Here is a 15,528-nt window from a genome sequence, read left to right as displayed (position 1 = left end):
GAGATGATAAAAGGAAGCGGCGGAAAACCTATGAAAAAATGAAGAGTGATGGGAAATAGCTTGAAAATAAACACTATTTTTGTACAAATAAACTTGAAAACAAAATACTCATGAAAAACTCAGCATTATCATATCATATCTTTCTGCTCTTACTTTTTCTGCCTTTAGCGGGAGTTGCCGCCAGATGGAACAATTTCATCATCAATTTCGATAAAAACGTCTACGGTAAAGGTGCCCAGACGTGGCAGATAGCTCCTTATAATGAGAACTGGACTTATTTTGCCAATAAAAACGGTATGCTGCAATTTGACGGTAACGTATGGAATGTATTTCCCATGAATAATGCTTCGGATGTACGTTCCGTACTGGCTTCGGCTACCCAAAAACGCATTTATGCAGGGGGAATCAATGAGTTTGGATATTATGAGCCGAGTGTCGACGGTTCTTTGAAGTATCACTGCATGTCCGATACACTGGATAGTTCTGTCCGTCTGCTAGGAAACGTATGGGGGATACACGAGGTGGATAATATCTTGTATTTTCAAGGGGATGAATGCGTGGTGAAGTATCTGAACGGGAAGTACACGGTTATTGAGATGAATGCCAAGATAGACTGCTCCAATATGGTGAATGGCATTTTGTATATTGGCACGGATAGGGGAGTATGGCTTTTGGTGGGAAACACTTTTTTCCCTTTGCAGGGTGCTGATGAATTGGCTTCTAAACGTATACGTGGTATAATTCCATATAAAAAAGGAGTTTTGGTGGTGACGGCATATAGCGGCTTGTATTATTGCGACGGACGTAGCATGGAGCAGCTCGTCACCGGAGTCGAAGACTTTATGCGCGAGAATGAGGTGTTTTGTGTGGCCAAGAAAGATGATAGGATTGCTTTGGGGACTATTCATAAAGGTTTGTTGCTGATAGACTGCAGCACCGGACAATTGGAGTTTTTCAATGAAAATAATGGTCTTCGGAACAATACGGTGCTTTCCGTTTCTTTCGATGCCATCGGAAATCTTTGGGCGGGCCTTGATAGCGGTATAGATTACGTTTGTCTCAGTTCTCCCTTTACCAATCTTTATTCTTATCCGTACTCATATGGAACGGGTTATACGGCAGCTGTCGATAAGGAGTTTCTTTATTTGGGAACCAATCGCGGGTTGTATTACACCCGTTATCCGGTGAAGATGAATGGGAATTTGCCTGATATTCGCTCTATACCTCAGTCCAGCGGACAAGTGTGGAATCTTTGTCGTATAGGTGGTGAACTTTTCTGCTTGCACGACCGGGGCATATTCCTGATTGAGGGAACATCGATGAGGCGTATCACGGACATTGCCGGCGCATGGTGTTGTCAACTTGTAGAGGGGCATCAGGACATGATGTATATCGGGGTGTACAATGGTCTTTATTTAGTTGCCAGAAAGAATGGTGAGTGGCAGGTGGTTTGCAGAATTGAAGGAGTGAATGGCTCATGTCGCCTTTTTGAGCAAGAGAGCGAAAAGGTGATTTGGATATATAACACAGATCATGTGACCCGTGTGGAGCTGGACAATGAACTGAAAAAATCAATAAGCATAAGAGAGTATGGATTTAAAGACGGCTTTCCGGCAGGGCATGACATGTATGTGTCGAAGATTGAAGGACGCATTTGTTTTGCCACGTCGCAGGGCATCTACAAATACAATCCTCATAAGGATATCATGGAGTCTTGGCCCGACATGAACAATCTGCTGAACGGATCATCTTCTTATTTGCGGCTGTTGGAGCATAATGACCGGTTGATAAGTCTCAGTCCACATGAAATCTGCATTGCCAATCTGGGGACGTATAAACGGGGAGCGAATACAAGCATCAATCCCATTCGTCAATCGTTGATGGAGCTTGTTCCCGGTTATGAAGCGGTGATCCCCCTGTCCGATTCGTTGATGGTGATTCCTTCCGAAGAGGGGTTCGCCCTGTTCAGTATTCCGACGGCAAGAGAACGGCAAGATCACAGCCACTCCCTACATATAAAGAATATGTATTTGTCCTATCCTAAGGACTCGTTGGTGTATACAGCTAATTTTTTAGGAGAGAAGACCGTTCCTGTCATTACCTATTCGTTGAATTCCGTCCGTTTTGAGTATGCACTTCCTTTTATGGCGATGGGTGATGACGTTCGCTTCCAGTATCGTTTGAACAAAGGGAGTTGGTCGGACTTTACTACGGTACATACCAAAGAATATAGCAATTTGTCCGAGGGTGATTATGTGTTCGAGGTGAAAGCTATTTTCCCGGATGGAACAACGGCCATGGACATGATTGAGTTTCGCATACTTCCTCCGTGGTATCGCAGCGTTACTGCTTACATCTGTTACTTCATCCTGTTGTTGTTCGTCTTGCTCTATGTGTATCGCTGGGACGATGTCCGCGTGAAGCGTAAGAAACAGCAGGCTGTTGTGGAAAAAGACAAGGAGCTTCATGAAATGGAGAAGGAGTACGAAGCAGAGAAAGCTCGCCAAGAAAAGCAAATCATGCAGCTGGAAAAAGAAAGGTTGGAGTATGACCTCAAGCATAAGAGCCAGGAAATGGCCAATCTGATGATAAACTTTGTCCGCAAGAATGAAATGCTTACTGAAATCAAGTCGGAAATCATCAAGGTGGCTGCCATGCTCAAGGGGGAAGGAGTCCGTGAAAGCAAGCAGCAACTCATCCTTATCAATAGCAAGATAGATTCGAACATTCAAAGCGATGAAGTCTTGAAACGTATTGAAGAACAGTTCGACTTGATACACAACAATTTTATGAAACGTCTTCACGAAAAGCATCCCGAACTCTCGAATAACGAACGCATGATGTGTGCTTATTTGAAGATGAACCTTTCCACCAAAGAGATAGCGCCTTTGCTGAACCTCTCCGTGCGCGGTGTGGAGACCATTCGCTACCGTCTGCGCAAGAAGTTTGGCCTGGAAAGGGAAGACAATCTGACGGATTATCTGGAAAATCAATTGTAGACTATCGCCGTTTTTGACGGGGGCAGTCCCGAAATTCCGCGAACGGTGTTCCTCCTTTTTATAACCTTAAGTATTTCCGAAGCTGTTTAAAAATGAATTAAAATAATTACTATGTGAACATTTAGGGACATTCAATAAATAGCTTCTTATATGAGGAAATACAAAGAACCATATCATACTCGACATTAGAGTAATGATATGGTTCTTTAAAATTATTAAGCTTTTTATGCTCGTTCTTATTTGATGATCTCCAATGCCTTAAAACATTTAGTCAATTTTTCTACGGCATAATCCACTTGTTCTACTGTGTGGGTAGCCATTAATGCTACGCGCACCAATGTGTCTTGAGGAGCACATGCGGGTGGAATAACCGGATTAATGAATATACCTTCATCAAAGGCTAACTTTGTCACAATAAAGGTTTTTTCCGTATCACGTACATAAAGAGGAATGATAGGAGACTCTGTTTCGCCGATTTCAAAACCTGCATCACGGAATTTCTTTAAGGCATAATTGGTTATATCCCACAAACGTTGAATACGTTCCGGTTCGGATTTTATAATGTGAAGAGCCTCACGGGCGGCAGCGGTTGCCGCCGGAGTGCTGCTTGCTTGGAATATATAGGAGCGGGCATTGTGGCGTAGCCAATTGATAACATCTTTGTCTCCGGCAATAAAACCGCCGATGGAAGCCAATGACTTACTGAATGTACCCATTATCAAGTCAACATCGTCTGTAACGCCGAAATGGTCGCAAACGCCACGACCTTGTCTTCCGAATACTCCCAAACCATGAGCCTCGTCTACATAAACACTGGCATTATATTTTTTCTTCAAACGAACAATTTCAGGTAAATTGGCCAAGTCTCCTTCCATAGAAAAGACTCCATCGACAACGATTAATTTTACAGCATCGGGCTCACATTTTTGAAGTTCTTTCTCAAGAGCTTCCATATCATTATGCTTGTATTTTAACTGTGTGGCAAATGTCAGACGACGTCCATCCACGATAGAGGCATGATCACGGTCATCACAGATGATATAATCTCCACGTCCCACAACTGCAGGAATGATACCTTCGTTTACGGTAAATCCGGTAGAGAAACAAAGTGCCTCATCTTTTCCAACGAACTCGGCTAACTCTTTTTCCAGTTCCACATGAATATCAAGGGTGCCGTTAAGAAAGCGGGAACCGGCACAGCCTGTGCCATATTTTTCCGTAGCGGCTATTGAAGCGTCAATAATACGTTTGTCGTATGTCAGTCCCATATACGCATTAGAACCAAACATCAGGACTTTTTTACCATCCATCATAACTTCTGTATCCTGATGGCTGTTAATAGTGCGGAAATAAGGATATACACCTTTTGCCATAAACTGTTGCGGCAAGTCGTATTTCGCAAATTTGTCTTGTAATAAACCCATGAAATATCTTTTATATTATGAATATTTAATCCGATTAAATACGAGTCTTAAAAAACAGGGGGCAAAGATAGCAAAATATGTCGGTATATTGTGCTATTTGTTTCAAAAAACTATTTGTATTCATTTTAAGACATGTCATATTATTATTTTCTCAGATATTTGTAGTACATTTGCCGATTAGAAAATCTGCATAGCACAACTCTTGCATGAGCGAAAACAAAGAGAAAATAGTATTTATTATAAACCCTATATCTGGTACCCAAAACAAAGAAGCGATTCTGAAATGGATTGGCGAGAAGCTGGATAAGGAGAAGTATGTACAAGAGGTTCTTTATACTGAGCGGGCAGGGCATGCAGTAGAGATAGCTGCGCAAAAGGCGAAAGAAGGAGTGCATGCGGTCATTGCAATCGGGGGAGACGGTACGATAAACGAAATCGCCCGTTCATTGGTACATACTAAAACGGCGTTGGGCATAATTCCTTGCGGTTCCGGTAATGGGCTTGCCCGTCATCTGCAAATTCCGATGGAAGCTAAAAAAGCAGTCGACATCATCAATGAGGGGGTGATAGAACTCATTGATTATGGAAAAATCAATGAAGTGCCCTTTTTCTGTACCTGCGGTGTAGGGTTTGATGCTTTTGTAAGCCTGCAATTCTCCAAAGCGGGAAAGAGGGGGCCGCTCACTTATTTGGAGAAGACTTTGCTTGAGAGCCTGAAGTATCGGCCGGAAACTTATGAGCTGGAAATGGATGGCAGCACTTTACGCTATAAGGCGTTCTTAATAGCCTGCGGAAACGCTTCGCAATATGGAAATAACGCATACATCACTCCTCAGGCCACATTAAATGACGGACTGCTGGATGTAACTATCCTTGAACCTTTTACGGTCCTTGATGTTCCTTCATTGTCTTTCCAGTTATTCAACAAGACCATCAATCAGAATAGTCGTATCAAAACTTTTCGTTGCCAAACGTTGCAAATCCATCGCTCCAAGCCGGGAGTTGTTCATTTCGATGGCGATCCGATGATGGCCGGAGAAAACATTGATGTGAAAATAGTAAAGAAAGGCTTGCAAGTCATTGTTCCTCGGGATGTGGAGAAAGAGACGACAAACGTGTTGCAGCGAGCACAAGACTATATCAACGGATTGAAACAAATCAATGATGCTTTTGTGGAAGACATTGCACATAAAAATAAAATGATATTGGATAAGGGAAAGGAACAATTCAAGAAACTGACAAAAAAGTGAATTTTTCTTATATTATCATTTTGTAGGAAGTGTTTTTCAGAAACTTTTCTGCTGCGATAAGTCATTTGAAAGATGTTTTGTGTATTTTTGCACGATATTTTTGCAACGTCTTTAATCCGGTATGCGGAAAGAAATAAGATTGGTAAACTATAATAGTATATAAAGATGTATAGATCACACACCTGCGGAGAACTTCGTATCTCCGATGTTAATAACCAAGTGATATTGGCAGGATGGGTACAGCGTAGTCGTAAGATGGGCGGTATGACTTTTGTCGATCTTCGCGACCGTTACGGAATCACTCAATTGGTGTTCAATGAAGAAGTGAATGCTGAACTTTGTGAACGTGCCAACCGTTTGGGGCGTGAATTTGTGATTCAGGTGAGAGGAACTGTAAACGAACGCTTCAGTAAAAACAGCAATATCCCCACCGGTGACATCGAAATCATCGTGTCGGAACTGAATGTTCTGAACTCATCTCTGACTCCTCCTTTCACTATTGAAGAAAACACTGATGGAGGCGATGATATTCGGATGAAGTATCGCTATCTGGATCTTCGCCGTGCCAACGTGCGTAGTAACCTGGAACTCCGTCATAAGATGACGATTGAAGTTCGCAAATACTTGGATAATCAGGGATTTATTGAAGTTGAAACTCCGATTTTGGTAGGATCTACTCCTGAAGGTGCCCGTGACTTTGTTGTTCCTTCACGCATGAATCCGGGGCAATTCTATGCTTTGCCGCAAAGCCCGCAAACATTGAAACAGTTGTTGATGGTTTCCGGTTTTGATCGTTATTTCCAGATTGCCAAATGTTTCCGTGATGAAGATTTGCGTGCCGACCGTCAGCCGGAATTTACGCAAATAGACTGTGAGATGTCTTTCGTGGAGCAAGATGACATTATCAACCTTTTCGAAGGTATGGCAAAATATCTGTTTAAGGAAATCCGTGATGTGGAAATAACCGAACCTTTCGTACGTATGCCGTGGGCAGATGCCATGAAGTATTATGGTAGCGATAAGCCTGACCTGCGTTTCGGTATGAAATTCGTGGAGTTGATGGACATCTTGAAAGGACATGGCTTCTCTGTGTTTGATGATGCTGCCTATATCGGTGGTATTTGTGCAGAGGGAGCTGCGCACTATACACGCAAGCAATTGGATGCCTTGACCGAATTCGTGAAAAGACCGCAAATCGGAGCAAAAGGCATGGTATATGCCCGTGTAGAGGCAGATGGCAATGTGAAATCGAGTGTAGATAAATTCTATACTCAAGATATATTACAAGAAATGAAGGCCGCTTTCGGTGCCAAACCGGGTGACTTGATGTTGATTTTGAGCGGCGATGATGTAATGAAGACGCGCAAGCAGCTGAACGAATTGCGCCTTGAGATGGGTAACCAGCTTGGATTACGTGATAAGAATAAATTCTCTCTTTTGTGGGTGGTAGATTTCCCGATGTTTGAGTGGAGTGAAGAAGAAGGCAGGTTGATGGCCATGCATCACCCATTTACACATCCTAAAGATGAGGATATACCTTTGTTGGATACTAATCCGGCTGTTGTTCGTGCCGATGCATACGATATGGTGTGCAACGGTATCGAATTAGGCGGTGGATCTATTCGTATTCATGATGCGCAGCTGCAAGCGAAGATGTTCGAAATTTTGGGATTCACACCCGAAAAGGCTCAGGAACAGTTCGGCTTCTTGATGAATGCCTTTAAATATGGCGCACCTCCCCATGGTGGTTTGGCTTATGGTCTGGACCGTTGGGTTAGCATTTTCGCCGGACTTGACAGTATTCGTGACTGTATTGCATTCCCGAAGAACAACAGCGGACGCGATGTCATGCTGGATGCTCCGTCCGTCATTGATCAAAAACAATTGAACGAACTGAACCTGATTGTCGAAATCAAAGAATAAAAGTGAGTCAGGCATTTTATGTTTTTTTTAGGTACGAATTATGTGGAATTTCATGTTTTTATCTATGCATGATCCACGTAATTCGTGCCTAAATATTTTCTGACTCAGATGCTTTTTTAATCTAAAAATCTTTTTGTTAACCCTTCGTAGGCATCAATCCTGCGATCGCGCAAAAACGGCCACCAGCGACGCACGTTTTCCGAACGCTCCAAATCGACTTCAACAATCATGTTTTCTGAACGTTCGTTTCCAGCTTGCGCCAGAAACTCGCCTTGCGGTCCTACAACGAAACTGTTTCCCCAAAACAAAATTCCTCCCGTTGCGCCGGAAAGATCGGGTTCGTGCCCAACACGATTCACGGAAACAACCGGCAAACCATTGGCTACGGCATGGCCGCGTTGCGATATAATCCATGCATTAAGTTGGCGGTCTTGTTCTTCTTTCGTATCATTACTATCCCAGCCAATGGCGGTGGGATATATCAATATCTCCGCACCTTTCAGTGCCATGATGCGGGCAGCTTCCGGATACCATTGATCCCAGCAGACCAATACGCCGAGTTTACCCAAAGAGGTCTGTATAGGCTCGAATCCGATATCTCCGGACGTAAAATAGAATTTTTCGTAATAAGCCGGATCGTCGGGGATATGCATTTTCCGATACTTGCCGGCGATGCTTCCGTCGGTGTCGAAAACAACGGCTGTATTGTGGTATAAACCGGGGGCGCGTTTCTCAAACAAAGAGGTCACCAACACAATATGGTTGGCGGTAGCCAATTCCGAATAGAATCCCGTAGAAGGTCCCGGAATAGGTTCTGCCAAGTCAAATAGTTTCGTATCCTCTGTCTGGCAGAAGTATAAAGAGTTGTGTAGCTCTTGCAATACCACCATTTGAGCACCGTGTGCAACGCACTCTTCAATATTCTTGGCCAGATTCATCAGATTTGTTCGCAGGTCTGCAACATTATTTTGCTGAATGACACCCACTTTAATCTTTCTCATATATATTTATTTTTTAGATGATTACTCAACTTGCTCTATTATTCTAACACGTCTGTCTATGTTTATTTTAACACGCTTGCAGGATATTGCATGGTGACGCAGTGCAGAGATCCGTGCTGTTTAATCAAAGCTCGACAATCTATACCTATGATTTCACGATCAGGAAAGGCTTCTTGCAGTATCTCTCCGGCACGTATATCGTTTTCCGGTTGGCGATAGGTAGGATAAAGTACAGCTTCGTTTATAATCAAGAAGTTGGCGTATGTGGCAGGAAGACGCTCACCCCCTTCTTCAATCTTATCGGCCATGGGCAATGCCAGCAGACGATATGGCTCGCCTTTCAGAGTACGAAAGGCTTTCAATTCTTCTTCCATTTTGTAAAGTGCTTCGTAATGTTCGTCTTCGGTATCGTCGCACTTCACATAGGCTATGGTGTCCGGTGAACAGAAACGGGCCAAAGTGTCGATATGGCTGTCTGTATCGTCACCTGCAAGATAACCATAATTCAGCCAAAGCACACGTTGCAAATGAAAAACGGAACGGAGATATTCTTCTATTTCCGTCCGGTTCATCTGTCCGTTGCGGTTGGGAGAAAGAAGACATTCGGAAGTTGTGAGCAAAGTGCCCATGCCGTCACTTTCAAAGGAACCACCTTCGAGCACGAATCCTAAGCGATTGACATACCTTCCTTTCAGCATACCGGCTTTTACGGCATGGCGTGTAATCAAGTTATCCTTGTCAGACGCAAACTTCAGTCCCCAACCATTGAACTTGAAGTCGAGCAGGGAAACGCCGTCAGTATCCAACATGCTTACGGCTCCGTGGTCGCGCGCCCACGTATCATTTGTTTCACACTTCAGAAAGCGGACGTTTTCCATATTGACCGTGGCTGCTATTTGCTTTTCAACGATCTCTGGTTCGGGGGTAACAATCAGCAGTTTTTCTCGTCGGGCTACCTCACGGGCTATCTCCATGAAGCATTTCCTCACCTCTTCGAGCATGTATGCCCAGTCGGTTCCGGCGTGTGGCCAGGTCAATTGAACCCCGCTTTGAAGTGCCCATTCGGCAGGTAATAGAGGAGCGTAAGTCTCCACAACAGCGTTTTGGGCAAACCGTACTTGATAATCTTTTTCTGATGCACTTCCATTTGGAAGGCCTACTGTAATTCCCATTTATTTGTCTGTTGAAGTCTTTAAAATCTATCTCTTTATACAGTTATACAAGCGTAGGCTCACACTTGTACAAGTGTAAATCATTGTCATTTAGCGGGTTTCTCATTAGGCTTTCGGTCGAAGAACGGATTCTTTGAAGATGCGCTTATCGGAATGGCGAATACCGTTTTGCATCCCTTCAGCCAGTCCAAACGTTGGACGGCAAGTCCGGCCGAAAACATTACACGAGTATCGACACGCATATCGGCCGCCATAGCACAAGCCGAACCTATGGCAATACCTACATCTATCGTGTTCAATGCGCATGGAATTCCTTTTATACGTTCTCCGCAAGTGGGGAAGCCGCAATGTCCGCAGTTTAGTCCTTGAGCTTGCTCGTTCGTACCTATTATTATGGTACATTCGGCCTGCAAAATGTTTTCTGCATCCCGAAGAAAGAATTTCATGCCAAGCTCTTCTGCCATTTCGACCATTTTTGTCGAAAGTTTTTTAAGGTCTTCACCCGTCACCAAGGCTGCTTCAAGCACATCGATACCTTTTCCTTTAGGTGCGGTACGTGCGGCAGTCATCATTTGACGAGCCACATCGAGCACGTGCTCGTGCCGACAATCACGTTCATTCTGTATCATAATCTTTCCTTCCTGAATTAATTAGTGCGTCAAAGATAGCACAAATATTTTTTTGCACTATCTTTGCAATATAGAAAGATAAAAAGAATGCCCATGTTGCAAATAGAAAATGCCGGTATCGCTTATGGTAACAACGTGCTTTTTTCAGGATTTAATCTGTTATTGAACAAGGGAGAGATAGTCAGTATATCCGGTCCGTCGGGATGTGGAAAGACTTCACTGCTCAATGCCATCCTCGGATTTGTCCCGTTGAAAGAAGGGCGTATCATATTGAATGGCATTTTGCTGAACAAAGAAAGTGTTGACAAGGTGCGTAAACAGATAGCTTGGATTCCTCAAGAGCTGGCATTACCGTTGGAGTGGGTGAGAGACATGGTACAACTACCTTTCGGCTTGAAGGCAAATCGAAGTACTCCTTTTTCCGAATCTCGATTGTTTGCTTGTTTTGAAGACTTGGGGTTGGAACGGGAGTTGTACGATAAACGGGTTAATGAAATATCCGGCGGACAGCGTCAACGCATGATGATAGCCGTGGCCTCCATGATTGGCAAGCCTTTGATTATTGTCGACGAACCGACTTCTGCTCTTGATTCAGGTTCTTCGGAGAAGGTGATTTCTTTTTTCCGAAAGCAAGCGGAAAAAGGAAGTGCCGTATTGACAGTGTCTCACGACAAAAGATTTGCCGATGGATGCGACCGGCACATTATCATAATGTAATTTATTACTGTTATCAAACAGCACGTATATAAAAAATTGGAAACAATAGACATCTCATATCTCAGTTTAGGCATCGGATTATTGCTGTTGTTGATACCGCTGTTTTACATTTGGAAGTTCAAGACAGGACTATTGCATGCTACCGTGATAGGTACGGTTCGTATGATTGTACAATTGTTCTTTATAGGAGTATATTTGAATTATCTTTTTCTGTGGGACAATCCGTGGATAAATTTTCTGTGGGTGATTGTCATGATATTCGTCGCGTCGCAAACGGCATTGGCACGCACACAGTTGAAACGAAAAATACTGCTTCTTCCTATCTCCGCAGGATTTCTATGCAGTGTAGTGTGCGTGGGATTATTTTTTATCGGAATTGTTTTGCAGATAGAAAAAGTGTTCAGCGCCAGATATTTTATTCCCATTTTCGGTATTCTTATGGGCAATATGTTGTCCAGCAACGTAATTGCTCTCAATGCCTATTATAGTGGCTTGAAACGCGAACAGCAACTTTACCGTTATCTTCTTGGGAATGGAGCTACAAGAGCAGAAGCGCAAGCCCCCTTCATTCGTCAAGCCATCATCAAAGCCTTCAGCCCACTGATTGCCAACATCTCTGTAATGGGATTGGTTGCTTTTCCCGGAACCATGATAGGACAGATATTGGGAGGCAGCAGTCCGAATGTAGCCATCAAATATCAAATGATGATTATGGTCATCACCTTCACCGCATCCATGCTTTCTCTGATGATTACCATCTCTTTGGCCTCTCGAAAGTCTTTCGACGCCTATGGCAAACTGCTGTCGGTGATGGTGGAAAAGAAAGAACATAAATAGTTGCAAACTGCATAAATATTTATAGGTATGACTTTTTTATCCGGAACTTTTTTTAATCCGTTGATTTTTCCTATATTTGCGGCCAAGTTTTCTGGTTACAATGAAAATTAAAGAAATAGTAAGCGCCCTTGAACGGTTCGCGCCTCTGCCATTGCAAGACGGATTTGATAATGCCGGCGTGCAAATCGGATTGACAGATGCGGAAGCAACAGGGGCTTTGTTGTGTCTTGACGTTACCGAAGCCGTATTGGATGAAGCGATTTCATTGGGATACAACTTTGTCATCGCCCATCATCCCCTCATCTTTAAAGGGTATAAATCCATCACGGGCAGAGATTATGTAGAGCGATGCATCTTGAAAGCTATCAAGAATGATATTGTTATCTATGCAGCCCATACCAACTTGGATAATTCGCCGGGAGGGGTGAATTTCAAAATGGCCGAGAAGATAGGATTGAAGAATGTACGAATTTTGGAGGCAAAGGAAAACGCTTTGATAAAGTTGGTTACATTTGTTCCAGAGGCGCAGGCGGAAACGGTGCGAAAAGCCTTGTTCGAGGCCGGATGCGGACATATCGGCAACTATGATTCTTGCAGTTATAATTTGGAAGGAGAGGGAACGTTCCGTGCACAAGAGGGTACGCATCCTTATTGTGGGGAGATAGGGAAATTGCATACGGAGAAAGAAATGCGCATTGAAACGATACTTCCGGTCTATAAAAAAACGGAAGTTGTCAAGGCTTTGATGGCAGTGCATCCATATGAAGAACCGGCTTTCGATCTATATCCTCTTCAAAATTCGTGGACGCAAGCCGGAGCCGGTGTCATAGGAGAACTTGAAGCATCGGAAACGGAACTAGAGTTTCTGAAACGAATCAAGAAAACCTTTGAAGTAGAATGTCTGAGGTATAACAAACTGTTCGGAAGAGAAATCAGGACAGTTGCGTTATGTGGAGGTGCGGGCGCCTTTTTAATGCCGCTTGCCATACGCAACGGGGCAGATGTCTTTATTACGGGCGAAATAAAGTATCACGATTACTTCGGGCATGATTCTGATATACTGCTGGCAGAGATAGGACATTATGAAAGTGAACAATATACGAAAGAAATTTTTTATACGATAATCAGGGATGCGTTTCCTTATTTTGATATTCAAATAACCAAAGTAAATACAAATCCCATAAAATACTTATAAGTAAAATGGCTAAAGAAGCAAAGAAAGATCCTCAGGAATTGACCGTGGAACAAAAGCTGAAAGCTTTGTTCCAATTGCAGACTATGTTGTCTAAGATTGATGAAATAAAGACGTTGAGAGGTGAGCTTCCGCTGGAGGTGCAAGACTTGGAAGATGAGATTGCCGGTCTCAGTACACGTATTGACAGAATCAAAGCAGAAGTTTCCGAACTGAAATCATCCATCGCCGGGAAAAAAGTCGAAATTGAAGCAGCAAAGGCTTCTGTTGCAAAATATAAAGACCAGCAAGATAATGTACGTAATAATCGGGAGTATGATTTCTTGAGTAAAGAAATTGAGTTCCAGACTTTGGAAATAGAGTTATGCGAAAAGCGTATCAAAGAGTTTGCCGAACAGGAAGTGGAAAAATCCAAGGAAGTGGCCGATAGTTCTGCCGCTTTGGAGGAAAGACAAAAAGACCTTGAGGTGAAGAAAAGCGAATTGGACGAAATCATTTCTGAGACGAAGCAGGAAGAAGAAAAGTTGAGAGACAAAGCCAAAGATCTTGAAACCAGAATAGAACCGAGGTTGCTTCAGTCATTCAAGCGCATTCGTAAAAACTCACGTAACGGACTTGGCATTGTATATGTACAGCGCGATGCCTGCGGCGGTTGCTTCAACAAGATTCCACCTCAGAGACAATTGGATATTCGTTCGCGCAAGAAAATCATCGTTTGCGAATACTGCGGACGCATTATGATTGACCCTGAATTGGCGGGCATAACTTCCGAACAAAAAACTGAGACAGCAAAGGAAAAGCCGACAAGAACAAGAAAGAAAGCGGCAAACTCCGAAGAATAATTGCCCCTGTAAATAATGTAAAAGCGGTGACAGATAGAATTCTGTGCCGCTTTTTTGTTCGATGGCGTAAGTTTGGGAGGACAATTATTTTCTTCATTTCTTATTCAGATGGATACGTATGATGCCTCCATAGGGAGTTAATGCCCTGAAAGCCTCTTCTACATGGATGATTCCGGCATAAATTTGTGCGCAAATCAGTACGCCTCCATGTGCAAAGATGGCTACTTTCTTGTATGGTTTCTGTTTAAGTTCGTCCAGAAAACCACTGACGCGTTGATATTGCATGGCAAATGACTCTCCGCCTGTGGCAGCCACGTTCAGATAGTCAGCATACCACTCCTTCAAGCGAGGGTCGTTATTATGGTCAAAAGGCTTCATTTCCCAACTGCCGAAGTTTATCTCCATGAGGCGATTGTCGTGTTCGGCATCGGGATAACCGCAAAATGAGGCGAGGCGGACACACCGTGTCAACGGACTTGTGTAGACATGTTCGAAGGGAAAATACTCCTTCAGATTTTCCGCTGTCACGGAGGCTTCTTCTTTAAACGTTGCTTTTAAGGGTACATCTGTCTGCCCGTAACATACACCCGGCGGCACATCTACCGAAGTGTGGCGAATCAAGATTATTTCCATTGTATAGGTAGCTTCTATTGTTGAATTGTTACTGTGTCACTGATAAAAGGAACTTTACCTTATGTAGAATGACAAATCATACCAATCAACCATTTATATATGTAAGGTTTATCAGTATCAGACTTCCTATATAGAACGATAGTTCGCAAAGCAGAAAAGTGGCTCCGCAGCAGTCACCCGTATATCCTTGCAAGCGTCGTTTCATCAGTAGGCATAACAAGGCAAAGGTGAATATGGGGAAGAAAGCGGCAACCCATATCTTTGCAGGCAATAGTACCGCAAGTGGTAGCAGACCGACAATGAGACAAACGAATAATTCGCCGATAGTCATACGATTGTATAAAACTCCGGTTTTACTTTCTCCTTCTTTACGGGCGTAAGGTAAGAAGTTGACAATCTGAGAAGCGCAACATTTGCTCCAGCAGTCTCCGCAGAATACAAGGATACAAAGGCTGTGGAGCGGAAGATGATGCAATTGCCATAAAAGCAGGAAATAGCAAATCAGTCCGATGACTCCGTAACTGCCAATATGAGAATCTTTCATGATGGAAAGTGTATGCTCGCGTGTCTTTCCTCCGCCAAAACCATCGAAGAAATCGGCCAGACCATCTTCGTGCAAACATCCGCTGACGAGCAGGCGGCTCACAATAGCTATTCCCCATGCTGTCGGCAGCGGCAAAACCTGAGCTGTCAACCATAATGTTGTCACCATTATGCCACCCGTCAACCAACCCACGAACGGCCAATAGGGGACTATGTGTTTGAAACTATCGGTCGGTACTTCTTTTATTCTCCAGAAAGGTAATCGGGTGAGTAATATGAATGCTGCCAGAATGTTGTTCATGGTTTACGTTGAGAATCTATGGTAATCTATTCTTTATTAAAAATTGTTTGTCCAGGATGTGTCGG

The 15,528-nt window shown here is 43.4% G+C and carries 13 protein-coding genes; 7 read left to right on the top strand and 6 right to left on the bottom strand.

What is annotated here, in order from left to right:
• The first annotated feature begins 110 nt into the window (after positions 1-110).
• Positions 111-2,999, top strand: a complete 2,889-nt coding sequence (locus tag EV202_RS01775) for a triple tyrosine motif-containing protein (protein ID WP_106068633.1) — start codon at positions 111-113, stop codon at positions 2,997-2,999.
• 236 nt (positions 3,000-3,235) lie between these two features.
• Here the strand turns inward: EV202_RS01775 and spt are convergent, their stop codons facing one another.
• Positions 3,236-4,423 (bottom strand): serine palmitoyltransferase, encoded by a 1,188-nt coding sequence (spt, locus tag EV202_RS01770; RefSeq protein WP_131925026.1) that lies wholly within the window; start codon positions 4,421-4,423, stop codon positions 3,236-3,238.
• A 206-nt stretch (positions 4,424-4,629) separates the two neighbouring features.
• Between spt and EV202_RS01760 the strand changes: the two genes are divergently transcribed.
• Both EV202_RS01760 and aspS read left to right on the top strand, forming a co-directional pair.
• Positions 4,630-5,673, top strand: a complete 1,044-nt coding sequence (locus EV202_RS01760) for a diacylglycerol/lipid kinase family protein (RefSeq protein WP_125239321.1) — start codon at positions 4,630-4,632, stop codon at positions 5,671-5,673.
• A 165-nt stretch (positions 5,674-5,838) separates the two neighbouring features.
• Complete coding sequence (aspS, locus tag EV202_RS01755; protein ID WP_131925020.1) at positions 5,839-7,596, top strand: aspartate--tRNA ligase; 1,758 nt, start codon at positions 5,839-5,841, stop codon at positions 7,594-7,596.
• A 116-nt stretch (positions 7,597-7,712) separates the two neighbouring features.
• On the opposite strand, the gene EV202_RS01750 is transcribed toward aspS, so the two are convergent.
• From EV202_RS01750 to EV202_RS01740, 3 genes are all read right to left on the bottom strand, one after another.
• A complete protein-coding gene (locus tag EV202_RS01750) occupies positions 7,713-8,597 on the bottom strand; it encodes a carbon-nitrogen hydrolase (protein WP_106068638.1) in 885 nt (294 codons plus the stop codon).
• 62 nt (positions 8,598-8,659) lie between these two features.
• Positions 8,660-9,769 (bottom strand): agmatine deiminase family protein, encoded by a 1,110-nt coding sequence (locus EV202_RS01745; protein WP_106068639.1) that lies wholly within the window; start codon positions 9,767-9,769, stop codon positions 8,660-8,662.
• Between the two features lie 86 nt (positions 9,770-9,855).
• Positions 9,856-10,398: a ferredoxin domain-containing protein gene (locus EV202_RS01740; RefSeq protein ID WP_131925017.1), complete on the bottom strand. Its 543-nt coding sequence runs from the start codon at positions 10,396-10,398 to the stop codon at positions 9,856-9,858.
• 93 nt (positions 10,399-10,491) lie between these two features.
• Between EV202_RS01740 and EV202_RS01735 the strand changes: the two genes are divergently transcribed.
• The 4 genes from EV202_RS01735 to EV202_RS01720 all read left to right on the top strand — a co-directional run bounded on the left by EV202_RS01735 (position 10,492) and on the right by EV202_RS01720 (position 13,986).
• Positions 10,492-11,115 (top strand): ABC transporter ATP-binding protein, encoded by a 624-nt coding sequence (locus EV202_RS01735; RefSeq protein WP_106068641.1) that lies wholly within the window; start codon positions 10,492-10,494, stop codon positions 11,113-11,115.
• 36 nt (positions 11,116-11,151) lie between these two features.
• A complete protein-coding gene (locus EV202_RS01730) occupies positions 11,152-11,952 on the top strand; it encodes an ABC transporter permease (RefSeq protein ID WP_106068642.1) in 801 nt (266 codons plus the stop codon).
• A 100-nt stretch (positions 11,953-12,052) separates the two neighbouring features.
• Positions 12,053-13,147 (top strand): Nif3-like dinuclear metal center hexameric protein, encoded by a 1,095-nt coding sequence (locus tag EV202_RS01725; protein WP_131925014.1) that lies wholly within the window; start codon positions 12,053-12,055, stop codon positions 13,145-13,147.
• A gap of 5 nt (positions 13,148-13,152) precedes the next feature.
• Positions 13,153-13,986 carry a zinc ribbon domain-containing protein gene (locus EV202_RS01720; RefSeq protein ID WP_106068644.1) on the top strand — a complete coding sequence of 278 codons (834 nt, stop codon included), beginning with the start codon at positions 13,153-13,155 and terminating at the stop codon, positions 13,984-13,986.
• Between the two features lie 93 nt (positions 13,987-14,079).
• Here the strand turns inward: EV202_RS01720 and cobC are convergent, their stop codons facing one another.
• Both cobC and EV202_RS01710 read right to left on the bottom strand, forming a co-directional pair.
• Complete coding sequence (cobC, locus tag EV202_RS01715; RefSeq protein WP_106068645.1) at positions 14,080-14,619, bottom strand: alpha-ribazole phosphatase; 540 nt, start codon at positions 14,617-14,619, stop codon at positions 14,080-14,082.
• An 85-nt stretch (positions 14,620-14,704) separates the two neighbouring features.
• Complete coding sequence (locus EV202_RS01710; protein ID WP_131925012.1) at positions 14,705-15,463, bottom strand: adenosylcobinamide-GDP ribazoletransferase; 759 nt, start codon at positions 15,461-15,463, stop codon at positions 14,705-14,707.
• Between the last annotated feature and the right edge of the window lie 65 nt (positions 15,464-15,528).

Origin of the sequence: Prevotella heparinolytica (assembly GCF_004342845.1) — a bacterium.
Taxonomy (GTDB): domain Bacteria; phylum Bacteroidota; class Bacteroidia; order Bacteroidales; family Bacteroidaceae; genus Bacteroides; species Bacteroides heparinolyticus.
The sequence above is the reverse complement of the archived record's forward strand: the minus strand, read 5'-3'. Positions and strand labels throughout refer to the sequence as shown.